11 protein-coding genes and 1 pseudogene are annotated in these 12,009 nt (G+C 56.8%); 9 read left to right on the top strand and 3 right to left on the bottom strand.

Annotated elements, in window-relative coordinates; genetic code table 11:
* Positions 1 to 270: pseudogene (locus JNM42_RS03870) on the top strand (glycosyltransferase family 2 protein); the annotation flags it as partial.
* On the opposite strand, the gene JNM42_RS03875 reads toward JNM42_RS03870, so the two are convergent.
* Positions 264 to 854 carry a CatB-related O-acetyltransferase gene (locus JNM42_RS03875; protein ID WP_294266460.1) on the bottom strand — a complete coding sequence of 197 codons (591 nt, stop codon included), beginning with the start codon at positions 852 to 854 and terminating at the stop codon, positions 264 to 266. The pseudogene JNM42_RS03870 and the gene JNM42_RS03875 sit on opposite strands and share 7 nt — an antisense overlap.
* Positions 855 to 871: 17 nt before the next feature.
* A complete protein-coding gene (locus tag JNM42_RS03880; RefSeq protein ID WP_294266463.1) occupies positions 872 to 2,842 on the bottom strand; it encodes a sulfatase-like hydrolase/transferase in 1,971 nt (656 codons plus the stop codon).
* 209 nt (positions 2,843 to 3,051) lie between these two features.
* Between JNM42_RS03880 and msbA the strand changes: the two genes are divergently transcribed.
* The 5 genes from msbA (at position 3,052) to JNM42_RS03905 (ending at position 8,839) form a co-directional block, all read left to right on the top strand.
* Positions 3,052 to 4,959: a lipid A export permease/ATP-binding protein MsbA gene (msbA, locus tag JNM42_RS03885; RefSeq protein WP_294266466.1), complete on the top strand. Its 1,908-nt coding sequence runs from the start codon at positions 3,052 to 3,054 to the stop codon at positions 4,957 to 4,959.
* A gap of 87 nt (positions 4,960 to 5,046) precedes the next feature.
* Complete coding sequence (locus JNM42_RS03890; protein ID WP_294266469.1) at positions 5,047 to 6,063, top strand: NAD-dependent epimerase; 1,017 nt, start codon at positions 5,047 to 5,049, stop codon at positions 6,061 to 6,063.
* Positions 6,064 to 6,243: 180 nt separating this feature from the next.
* The gene (locus JNM42_RS03895) at positions 6,244 to 7,752 is read left to right on the top strand and encodes a glycosyltransferase family 39 protein (RefSeq protein ID WP_294266471.1); all 1,509 of its coding nucleotides are present in this window, start codon (positions 6,244 to 6,246) and stop codon (positions 7,750 to 7,752) included.
* Positions 7,753 to 7,927: 175 nt separating this feature from the next.
* Complete coding sequence (locus tag JNM42_RS03900) at positions 7,928 to 8,299, top strand: hypothetical protein (RefSeq protein ID WP_294266474.1); 372 nt, start codon at positions 7,928 to 7,930, stop codon at positions 8,297 to 8,299.
* 3 nt (positions 8,300 to 8,302) lie between these two features.
* Positions 8,303 to 8,839, top strand: a complete 537-nt coding sequence (locus JNM42_RS03905; RefSeq protein WP_294266478.1) for a glycine zipper family protein — start codon at positions 8,303 to 8,305, stop codon at positions 8,837 to 8,839.
* Between the two features lie 19 nt (positions 8,840 to 8,858).
* Here JNM42_RS03905 and JNM42_RS03910 read toward each other — a convergent pair whose 3' ends face one another.
* Positions 8,859 to 10,010 (bottom strand): GNAT family N-acetyltransferase, encoded by a 1,152-nt coding sequence (locus tag JNM42_RS03910; protein ID WP_294266481.1) that lies wholly within the window; start codon positions 10,008 to 10,010, stop codon positions 8,859 to 8,861.
* A 485-nt stretch (positions 10,011 to 10,495) separates the two neighbouring features.
* Between JNM42_RS03910 and JNM42_RS03915 the strand changes: the two genes are divergently transcribed.
* From JNM42_RS03915 to JNM42_RS03925, 3 genes are all read left to right on the top strand, one after another.
* The gene (locus tag JNM42_RS03915; RefSeq protein WP_294266485.1) at positions 10,496 to 10,870 is read left to right on the top strand and encodes an FxLYD domain-containing protein; all 375 of its coding nucleotides are present in this window, start codon (positions 10,496 to 10,498) and stop codon (positions 10,868 to 10,870) included.
* 90 nt (positions 10,871 to 10,960) lie between these two features.
* Positions 10,961 to 11,596, top strand: a complete 636-nt coding sequence (locus JNM42_RS03920) for a class I SAM-dependent methyltransferase (RefSeq protein ID WP_294266488.1) — start codon at positions 10,961 to 10,963, stop codon at positions 11,594 to 11,596.
* Positions 11,597 to 11,674: 78 nt separating this feature from the next.
* Positions 11,675 to 12,009 (top strand): DUF480 domain-containing protein (locus tag JNM42_RS03925; RefSeq protein ID WP_294266490.1); only part of this gene is annotated, 335 nt, incomplete at its 3' end.

The following is a 12,009-nucleotide window of genomic DNA, read 5'->3' on the forward strand; positions in this document are numbered from 1 at the left end:
TTCAGCCTCGCTAAAACCGGCGGCTTGCATCTTGTCGAAGAGGTGTTTTCCGAACAGCGTTTGGGCCCTGAATTCAAGCACCTGAAATCGCCTTACTTTGTCCAACGCAGTCTTTCGCTTTTCCGCAGCGCCTATGTGGCAAAAGATTACACGTCAGCGAAGGAGTTCTATCGAATCGCTCTCCAGCGAGACTGGCGAGTGCTGCTCAAATTGCCCTATACAAAAAAAGCATTGCGCCTCTGGTTCCGAAACAAGCCTGAAAGCTATTGACAGTTTTCTGCGAGTTCCAGGAATGACTCAACATCGCCGGAAAGCAGCTTTGGAATAAATTTCCCAATTTTCTGGTCATCCCAATTCCACCAGGCCAGCGCTTCGAGTCGGGCGATTTGTTTTTCATCAAAGCGCATGCGCACCATTTTTGCCGGAACACCCGCGACGATGGCGTACGCCGGGACATCCCTTGTAACAACGGCTCTTGCGCCAATTACTGCACCATTGCCCACGTTAACCCCCGACATCAGGAGAGCCTCAGTTCCAATCCAGACATCGTTTCCAATGACCACATCGCCATGTGTTATTTCGCAATCTTGTATATCTCCTGCGAAATCGCTCCAAAGGACTGGAAAGGGAAAGGTCGTTACCCAGTCCGTTCGATGTTCGCCGCCAAGAAAAATCTGAACACCACCAGCAAACGAGCAAAATGCACCAATTTTCAGCGTAGCGATTTTGTTCCGGCTACGAACCCTAAAATGCCCGTACGAACATTTTCCTATCTCGTACTGAGGAAATTTCTCTTTCAGGGTCAACTCCTTTTTCCCTTTCCTGCTGAAGAGTCCTTTCAGAAGTCTTCTCATGAACTATCGCCTCAGAATCAATTGCTCTTCTGCTTGCTGATATACCGTCCCAATTCCTCCATCATGCCGCCCAGATTTCTGGCTTTACGTGCGAAGAGGTCATCCTGCTCTTTCGCTGTCAACACCCTGTCATCCGCTCCGGTAACCAGGGGGTGTTGGGTCGCGACAACGGCAAGTGGCATGACGATCTTCACATCGTTATCGATATAGGCCGTACTTGACCACTCAGCCAGCACGGCATGCTCTCTCACTTCATCGGAAAGCAGGTTGATGCCCGTCGAGTAATCTCGTTTCGGGTTTTTTACACCAAAGAGCGGCATCAGCGTCGGAATCACATCCATGTGGTTGCTCATTCCTTCATAGACCGAAGGTTTCATTCCCGGCACCCAGAGAACAAGTGGTGTATGTATTTGCTGATCGGTAAAGGCCGAGTTGTGTCCCCAGCGTCCATTTTCCATGAATTCTTCACCATGATCGCCCAGCAATAGAACAATCGTGCTGTCCAGAAGGTTGTTTTTCTTAAGATAATCAAACACCCGGCCAAACTGGCTGTCCAGATGATGCACCGAATTGATGTAGCGATTCTTGATGAGATGGATTTGGCTGGCCAGTTGTTCCCGAGTCAGGGTGAAATAATTGATGTCGTCAGGATAAGGGGTGCGAATCACGCTTTCGGGTGGAAAATAGTAACGTGCATGGGGTGATTCAAAGAACATGAAGGTAAAAAACGGTCTGTTCCTGTCTCGCGTGTCGATGAACTTGAGCAGGTTGCTTACGTTCTGCTGATCCTTTTCCCAGCCCTGAGCCCCACCGGGAATTTCATGCAATTGTTCTGACGGCACCTGGCTGAAGATGGTTGCGTCAAATTCGGGGTAGGAAAACTTGGCGCTCGTATAAAAACTCATCTGATAATCCTGAGCCTTAAGCACATCGATGACCGGAGCACCTTTACGCTCAGCCAGCATGGGGAACCAGTAGTTTCCTGGAATTCCGGTAAACATGGTGAACATGCCAACGCGGGTTCCATTTCCGCCACTGAAGTTGCGCGTAAAACGCTTGGCATTTTGTGCGAAGGCCCAGGTGTTGGGCATGATTTCGGCATCCAGCGTATCGGCACGCCAGGATTCTGAAACCAGCCAGACCACATTGAAAGGTTTCGCGGGCTTTTCGACTTGCAGCGGATTCAGCGGATAGTTCAGATTGCCTTTGGCCAACTGGTAGTCGCTTTTTTTACGATCGACCTTGACTCCGAGCTTGCTCAATAGTGATCTTGCCGAGATTCCCAGATAATAGGGTATCTTCTGTGTCAGTGAAGTGATACTGGTTATGCCGGTCGCCGCACTGTAGGTATAAACCATTCGCTCACCAACCGTGGCGATGACGAACAGAATCAGAAGACCGGCAAAGAAGCGTCGTGGCAGCCAGCGCGGCTCGCCGAATTTTCGATAGAAAAAAAGCGTCACGGCCAGCAACACGGCCTGCAGCAGCAGGAACCCCAGCGCGATAAAGGCAAAGGTGGCGTTGGAGGCATCACTTGCGCCCAGCGATTCGAGTCCACCCGGCGTAGAAACCAGGTTGATCACAAAACTGTTGATAAAAATTCCGTAGAGCGTAAAAAGCTTGGCATTGGCGAAAAAAAACAGCGTGGTAATGCCGGTGCTGAGTATGGCCAATGGATAGAAAATCGCTTTGTGCCCGATCTCACGCTCGCGGTGAACGTATTTCTCGACCAGCCAGGTGATGAATATCGCAGGAAGCAGGTAGATCAGTCCGTAGGTCAGCCAGACGGCGACCGCAAAGGCAAATACCAGCGGGCCATCCCTGCTGGCTGAGGAAAAATCAATGCCGTCCCAGGTAATTGCAAGCAGAACCAGGTAAGTCAGCAGGAAAAAATAGGCAAGGACACGACGTAATTGGTGTACGGATAACAAAGGGGATATCTCCATCAGGTGCGGTTCGGGGTGTTCAATGCGCAAGATTCGGTGCAAGGTAAACTCGCTGACCCTGTGTGCAAGCGCTTGCCCCGGCAAAGAGCTTGCGTAGTATACCCTTGCCCCTTTAGAAACAAAATCCGGCTGGCCTGGGTCGGTCCATGCCCCGGTCAAGGCATTTGCAGTGGGTGCGGTGGTTTAAGATGCAATCACCATGCCGTCAGGAATGAGCTATCGTTGGCCTGCAGGGTGGCATGCTAAACTTCATGAACAACTCCCCCCTCAAGAACACGTTCACCATGCGGCAATCCGGTACCCGGCCCATCTCCTCCCTGAAAGTCTACCTGCGGCTGCTGAACTATCTGCGGCCGATGATTGGCATGTTCGCCATCAGTCTGCTCGGCTTCATCGCTTTTGCGTCTTCACAGCCCTTGCTGGCCGCGATCCTCAAGTATTTTGTCGATGGCCTGACCATGCCTTCCGGATCGACTTTCCACGACATTCCATTGCTGGGAAAACTGGATTTGGTTTATGGCGTGCCTCTGATGTTGATACTCATCGTCATCTGGCAAGGGATTGGCTCGTTTTTTGGAAATTACTATCTCGCACAGGTTTCTCTCGGTCTGGTTCATGACCTGCGACGTGCACTTTTTGAAAGTCTGTTGCGACTGCCCAATACCTATTTTGACCAGAACAATTCGGGACATCTTATTTCACGTATCGCCTACAACGTCACCATGGTCACTGGCGCAGCGACCGACGCGATCAAAGTGTTCGTCCGGGAAGGACTTTCGGTGATCTTCCTTTTTGGCTATCTGTTGTGGATGAACTGGAAACTCACATTGGTGATGGTCGCCGTTCTACCGGTTATCGGCGTGATGGCCAGCGCTGTCAGCCGCAAATTCCGCAAACAAAGCAGGAAAATCCAGTCCGCCATGGGCGACCTGACCCATATCGCCTCGGAAACGATTCAGGGCTATCGGGTCGTACGCAGCTTTGGCGGTGAGGATTACGAGTCCGAGCGCTTTCGCATTTCAAGTGAGGCGAATACCAGCAAGCAGTTGCGTATGGCGAAAACCGGCGCAACGTTCACGCCAGCATTGCAACTCGTCACTTTCACCACGATGGCCGTCTTGCTGCTCATTGTCCTGCTGTTGCGCGGCGATTCTTCAGCCGGCGATCTGGTCGCCTACATCACCGCCGCCGGGATGATACCCAAGCCGATTCGCCAACTTTCCGAAATCAGCGCGACGATCCAGAAGGGGCTGGCCGGTGCCGAGAGTATTTTTGCGCAACTGGACGAAGCCCCCGAGCTTGATCAGGGCACGGTGGAGCGTGATCGTGTTTCCGGCCGGCTCGAAATACGGAATTTGTCTTTCAGCTACAATGGAAGCAAGCAACAGGTTCTCGATGACCTCAGCTTTTCCATCGAACCGGGGCAGATGGTTGCCCTCGTCGGGCGTTCAGGGAGTGGCAAATCAACCCTGTCCAGCCTGATCCCGCGCTTTTACCAGCACAAACAGGGGCAGATCCTGATTGACGGGGTCGACGTCGAGGCGTACACCCTGCGCAATCTGCGCAGTCACATCGCGCTGGTAACCCAGCAAACATCGCTATTCAACGACACGGTCGCCAACAACATTGCCTACGGCGATCTGGCCGGCGCACCACGAGCCGCTATCGAAAAAGCGGCCGAAGCGGCTTATGCCCGTGAGTTCATCGACCAGCTACCGGATGGTTTCGATACCCTGGTCGGCGAAAATGGCGTTCTGCTGTCCGGTGGCCAGCGGCAGCGTCTGGCGATCGCCCGGGCCATCCTGAAAGACGCACCTATCCTTATCCTTGACGAAGCAACCTCGGCTCTGGATACCGAGTCTGAACGGCACATCCAGAAGGCGCTTGACCATGTCATGTCCAACCGGACAACGCTGGTCATCGCCCATCGATTGTCCACCATCGAGAAGGCGGATGTGATCATGGTGATGGAGCAGGGGCGTATTGTCGAACGCGGGTCACACGCCGGCTTGCTGGCGGCTAACGGACAATATGCCAAATTGCATGCCATGCAGTTTAGTGAGGAGCTTGCAGCCGAAGGCAGCAGCGAACCCGAAGCGGATCTGCCCTCAAGTCTTGTGCACGACAATAATTTTCGCCCGAACATTCCTCGCCAGTAACCCGATGATTTTTGACAGCCGCAACCCATACCAACCCGAGGTCATGCGAATGCAATACTTCAACTACTTTCCTGTTGCTCGACGGACATGAAAATTCTTGTTACCGGCGCCGCCGGATTTATCGGTCTGCATGTTTCCCGTCTGCTTCTGGAGCGCGGAGACGAGGTTCTGGGCATCGACAACCTCAACGACTACTACGACCCAAGGCTCAAGCTGGCGCGACTGGAATGTCTGAATCCTTTTCCCAACTTTCGCTTCGTGCGGATCGATATCGCCGATGCTGTTTCCCTCAGTGAGTTGTTTGCCGCCGAGAAATTCAGGCGGGTCATCCATCTTGCCGCACAGGCCGGCGTGCGTTATTCACTGAGCAATCCGCAGGCCTACGTTCAGAGCAATCTGGTTGGTTTCGGCAACGTGCTTGAAGGTTGCCGGCAGCATGGCATCGAACATCTCGTGTATGCCAGCAGTTCAAGCGTCTACGGCGCCAATACCCGGATGCCGTTCTCGGTGCATGATGAAGTCAACCACCCGCTCAGCCTGTACGCGGCAACCAAGAAATCCAACGAGCTGATGGCCCACAGCTACAGTCACCTGTTCGGACTGCCAACCACCGGCCTGCGCTACTTCACGGTCTACGGTCCCTGGGGGCGGCCGGACATGTCCCCCTGGCTATTTACCAGCGCCATTCTTGAAGGCCGCCCTATTGACGTATTCAACCACGGCAGGATGCAGCGCGATTTCACCTATGTGGACGACATTGCCGAGGGCACGGTCAGAACCATGGATCGAATTGCCGAAGCCAACCCGGGCTTCGACAGCAGCAAGCCCGATCCCGGCAGCAGCCGGGCGCCCTACAGGGTTTACAACATCGGCAACCACCAGCCCGTGGAATTGATGAGCTTCATCGAGACCATCGAGAAAGCGCTGGGCCAGGAGGCCAGGAAAAATTTCCTGCCGATGCAGGCAGGCGATGTGCTATCCACCTATGCTGATGTCGATGACTTGCGCAATGACGTTGGCTTCGCGCCAAAAACCCCGCTCGTCCAGGGCATCGCACGCTGGGTAGACTGGTTCCGTGAATATGCACATCGTGCCGCAGCGTAAGGGCATGAACCTGCGAAATACGCGCTACGCAGGTTTTCACGGCACATCATTACAAGCCCGGCCCGAGGGGCTCTTGTGCAGCACCGACCGGAACCGCTGGCAAAGATACCCTCACCCCTCTTTTCTGGTTGTCCGCAAACCGCTGTAAACAAGCCTGACCAAGCCCCATTTCACTCGCACATGAAAGACAAATCATCTTCGGTCCAATTCTGGCTAGTCCTGATCTGCCTTCTGTCCACTGGCATCTTCCTGATCCGCATCACCGGACCGACTGACCTGGAAAGCTACGCTCAGGAACAGAATGTCGGCTACCTTCTTGATCTGATGACGCAAGGTCACTGGCTCGTACAGCACGACCTGGAAAACACCATGATGACCAGGCCACCGCTGCATACCTGGCTGCTGGCCCTGTTTACTGCGCTGTTCGGCCTCAAGCGCTTGTCGCTGGCCCTGCCGTCCTTTCTTTCGCTGCTGGCGCTTGGCCTGATAGTATTTGAAGCCGGCCGCCGTCGCTTTGGCGAAATGGCGGGAGGGCTCGCCGCCATCGCCTTCGTGCTGTCCCCGACCATGGCCAAGCAAGTTGCCCTGGTCGGCAGCGAACCCGTATTCACGCTCACGGTCACCATCGCTGCACTGGCCGCCTTCTCTGCCTGGGAGCAGGGCAAGGATGGAAAAAAAGGCTGGCTCCTGTTCTGCTTCATGGCTGCGCTGGTCACGCTGATCAATGGTCTGCCCAGCGTCGCACTGGCCACCGGAGGACTGTTCAGCTATTTCTGGGAAAAGCGCAGCAACCCCGACCAGCCTGCGCCAGGCGGGCCGCATCTGGCCGGAATCGCTCTGTTTCTGGTACTGACGCTGGGCTGGTTTGTTGCCGCTTCGATCAGCCAGGGTCAGGCGCTGATCGGCACGATGTTTTATACCGGTCTGATCGGCGACACCGTCAGTGCGTACCGGGATGGCTGGCAAGCCAGCGACCTGTTCAAGCCGACATTCGTCCTGCTGGTTCGCTACCTGCCGTTCAGCCTGCCCTTCCTCATTGCCGTGTGGCGTGTCTTCCGCCATCCGGCAAGCGACCCCGGCGAGCGCCGTTTCGAACGTTTCCTGACCTGCTGGATTCTGTTCGGGCTGCTTGTTTTATCGCTGGCCAGGCAGCAGCATGCCGATCACCTCCTGCCCCTGTGGCCGGCCTGTGCGCTACTCGCCGGTCGCGAACTGGCGCGCCTCGCAGAGCGGATCGGCAAGACGCGATTTGCCGGAATCGCTGTTGTCATCGGCGCCATTCTCATTGGCTCGACCTACGCGGCGGTTAATTCGACCAGCACCAGCGTCACCACCCACATCAAGCCGGGAGAAGGATCGGACTACGCCAGAGAAATGAAGCTCGCCGGTGAGGCAAAACTTGCCGCAGAGGCGTTCATCGCCAGTGGCCTTGACGCCAACCGGCTGCACCACATTGACACGCCGGTGACACTCCAGTTGTACCTTGGAAGCTTCCGGCCATTTATCAAGCGGACACAACTCGAGCAAATTCTCGCAGCAGCGAGTACCCCGGTCGACGTCGCGCTCGGTAAAACCGGCATCGAAGAATTGGGGCTTGCCGAGCGCTATCCAAGCACCAGAAGGATTTTCCGCTGGCCAGCCGACGAATCGTTCCCGGCTGTTTTTCAGGTCTATCGGATAAGCCCATAGCAAAGACGCAGAGAATATAGCCTGGAACCCCGTTGTGTGAGTGATCGACCAGGGCCAGAGGCGCCAAATCCATCCCGATCAGGCTTACACCTTGTGACAATTTCTTGCTGTCAATCGGCCAACGATCGGCTATCTTGAACGTTGATGGGTAAAAGAATGTATCGAGGAAAGTTCGATGAAAGCGCAAAAAATCCTGTTCCTTGTACTCTACGTATTGCTCGCCGGTAGTGCCTGGGCGGGCGGGCGGTACTATGGGGGCGTCGGCGTCTATGTGGGTCCGGGTCCTTTCTGGGGGCCACCGCTTTACCCACGGCCGTATTACTATCCGTCGCCCTATTGGTACCCCGGACCGTATTACGCTCCGGCGCCGGTCATCGTGGTTCCGCCGGCACCGCAGGTTTATATCGAGCAGCATGCGGCACCCGTCGAACCGGCGCCGGAAGCCAGGCAATATTGGTATTACTGTCAGGATTCAAGGAATTATTACCCCTATGTCAAGGAGTGTCCGCGTGGCTGGCAGAAGGTTCTGCCGCAAGCGGCAAAATGAAAAATGAGAATTTACAATCTATTTTCCGGACGCTCCAGTGTCCTCGTCGGCGCACTGTTGCTGGGCGCCTGCACCGTCATGCCTACTGGCCCAAGCATGCTGGTATTGCCGGGCACCGGCAGCTCGATCGATACATTCCGTTACGATGACAACGAGTGTCGACAGTTTGCTTATGTCCAGATCGGCGGCAAGACGGCACAACAGTCAGCGAACGAGGCAGCCGTAGGAAACGCGGTGGTGGGTACGGCGATCGGTGCGCTGGCCGGAGCCGCGATCGGCGGCAGACAGGGTGCTGCGGTAGGCGCGGGATCGGGCCTGGTGGTGGGCAGCGCATACGGCTCCGGGTCAGCATGGAATTCTGGCTACGCCGCGCAGCGGCAATACGATAACGCCTACATACAGTGCATGTACGCCAAGGGGCACCGTGTTCCGGTGCCGGCCAACATGATCCAACCGAGGCCGACGTACAACTACGATTCCGGCAGTCCACCGCCGCCTCCACCACCACCCGGCATGCCTCCGCCGCCGCCACCCCGATAACAGGACGGGCAGCGAGCGCTTATGGCTGGCAGCGGAACGGCAGATGATCCGACGCCTCGTCCCGATACGCCGTGACCGCACCGCCCTGCAGTTCCAGATGACGGCCGAGCAACTGGCGCATCTTCGGATCGGCGATCCAGTGCGATGAATGCACCAGCGTCGGCGTGAAACCACGGGCGATCTTGTGTTCGCCGCCGGCCCCCGGCTCGAAGCGTTGCAACCCCTCGCGCAGGCAATAGGCGATCCCTTGATAGAAACAGAGCTCGAAGTGCAGGCTGTGATAGTTGCCGCTACAGCCCCAGTAGCGGCCATAAAGTGCCTCATTGCTACGCAAACAGAGCGACAGCGCAACCGGCTGTCGCCCGTCGCGGGCAATGAAGAGCACCATCCGCCGACCCAGGGCCTGCGCCAGATCGGCAAAACACGCCGCCGAAAATACCGCGTGATTGTTGAACTTCTCGAAGGTCGACGCATACAGCGCGTGCAGCACGGGCCACTCGGCCGGATCGACTTCATTGCCATGACACACCTCGATCGCCAGGCCGCTTTCGCTGACGCGCCGCCGTTCGGCCCTGACCTTGCGCCGTTTCGCGGCGGCAAACATCGCCAGATAATCGTCGAAGTTGCCACAGTTGCCGGCCAGCCAGTGAAACTGCACGTTATGGCTGGTCAGCAGCCCGGCGCCCTGCAAGGCCTGCCTGTCCTCCTCATCCGGAAACGCCACGTGCCACGACGAAGCGCCGTACTCAGTCGCCAGCGCCCTGGCACCGTCGATCAACGCGCGGCGAATCCTCGGCCTGTCCGGCCCACCGGCAAGCAGGAACCGGGGCCCGGTAGCCGGCGTATGCGGCAAGCCGCTCAGCAGCTTCGGGTAATACTCCCGACCGAGTTGGCGGTACGCCGACGCCCACGACCAGTCGTGGATAAAATCCCCGTGCGAATTGAAGCGGACGTAAAGCGGCAGCACGCCAAGCACCTCACCCCGCGTGTCGCTCGCCACCAGATGGCGTGCCACCCAGCCCCACTCCCGCCCGGCAGCCCCGTGCCGTTCAAGGATCGACAGAAAGTCGGCGTTGAGGAAAGGATGATCCGGCGGGCACAGACGATCCCACACTTCGCGCGGGATGGCGTCGGCGGTATGGCGGGGGGTGATCTTCAGGGCGGGAATCAATGCTCGCTCTCAGTTACAACTCATTACCAGACCGCCGGGCGGCGCATCGGTTCAACTCAACGACTGGAAAGAGAGGGGCGATGGGCTCGAAGCCTGTGAAAAAATCAAAAATCCACCGCAATGACGCAAAGGTACAAAGAAATCGCAAAGTTAACACATTGTTTGCAAAAGCATTTATTGCGTCGCCTTTGCCACTTTGCGCCTCTGCGGTGGGGGTAAAGCATTTTTCACAAGCGCTCAGGTCTTGCCATCGTACATCCACCCCGTCCCGGCATGCGAGTCTGAAAAAATGAAGTGGCGCACATCACGCCAGGAGTATCGAGATTCTGTGCCTGACTTTGAATTGAGCCGAAAACAGATCGGAGCGGACAAGCGGGTACAATTCCTTATTCCCTGCATGCCGATTTCAATTGAAATCCTTCCAGCATCCACGATCAGAGGCCAGACTCATGAAACCAATCTCGGCGACCTTCCCGATCATCCTGATGGCCGCAGCACTCAGCGTTCTGAGTAGCGGCTGCGGCAAGCAGAACGCTCAGGCACCTGCAAAACCTGCCAGCACCACACCCGCAGCACAGACGACGCCGGTCAATGCAGAAGGACTGTCACTGCTTGATTTCACTATCACCAAAAACCAAGCAGGAAAGTCGGTGCTCAAAGGCAACGTCAGCAACACAACAACGCGAAAGCTCGATCGCGCCACGGTGGAATTCAAGCTTTTCGATAAAACGGGCAACGAGGTTGGCACGGCAATGGCCAGCGTGGACAATCTGGGAGCCCGGTTTTCCTGGTCATTCGAAGTTGAGATCCAGCCGCAAGATGCCGCCTCCGCCAAGCTGGTCGGCTTCACGGCAAAGTAGGAAGATCCAGTGCCATTGGGCATCGTCAATGCAGCGACCGGTCTCTCCCTGCGCAACAATGGCTAGCCTGACGGCTTGCGCAGGCGCCTGATGTCGAGACCGGCAAGGCTGGACCTCGAGCGGATTTCCGCGCTGACGGTGAGGCATTACAACCAGCGCGCCGAGGATTATCGCGAGGGAACGCGCGATCACGATGTGCGGCAGAATATTGACGCCCTGCTACGGCATATTGCCGGCGAACCGCCCTTCACCCTTCTCGACTTTGGCTGTGGTCCGGGGCGCGACCTCAAGGCCTTTGCCCGACTTGGCCACCTCGCCATCGGGCTGGATGGCGCCGAGCGTTTTGTGCAGATGGCTGGCAACGATAGCGGCTGCGAGGTGTGGCAGCAGGACTTCCTCAAGCTTGATCTGCCGGACGGGCGCTTCGACGGTGTATTTGCCAACGCCTCGCTGTTCCATGTGCCGGGACAGGAATTGTCGCGCGTTCTGCGCCAATTGCACGCCACGCTGAAGCCCGGCGGCGTGCTGTTTTGTTCCAACCCGCACGGCGCCAATGTCGAAGGCTGGTACGGCGAGCGCTACGGTTCCTACCACGATCTTGAAACCTGGCGCTGCCGCATGGCGGAGGCCGGCTTTGTCGAACTCGAACACTATTACCGCCCCGCCGGATTACCGCGCGAGCAGCAAGCGTGGCTGGCCAGTGTCTGGCGCCGCTCGTCGCCATGACCCGCCTGCCCCTGCTGAAGGAAACGACGCGCCAGACGCACTCAATCACCGAATGATTTTCCGGGAAGACAAAACGCCATGAGCCATGAACTACCCGCACTGACCCCGCTCGAAGCCCGCCTCCTTGGCGTGCTCGTTGAAAAGGAAAGGACGACCCCCGACGCCTATCCGCTGACCCTGAATAGCCTGGCCGCCGGCTGCAACCAGAAAAGCTCGCGCGACCCGGTGATGAATGTCAGTGAAAGCGAAATCCAGAGCGCACTGGAGGAATTACGCTCGCGTCTGCTGGTTCTCGAAACCTACGGCGCCTCCGGCCGCGTGCTGCGCTATGCGCAAAACCTTGGCAAATGCTATGGCGTGCCGCTGGCCAGCGTTGCCCTGCTGGCCATCCTGATGCTGCGCGGCGCACAGAC

The sequence above is a fragment of the Propionivibrio sp. genome (genome assembly GCF_016790145.1).
In the GTDB taxonomy this organism is placed as follows: Bacteria; Pseudomonadota; Gammaproteobacteria; order Burkholderiales; family Rhodocyclaceae; genus Propionivibrio.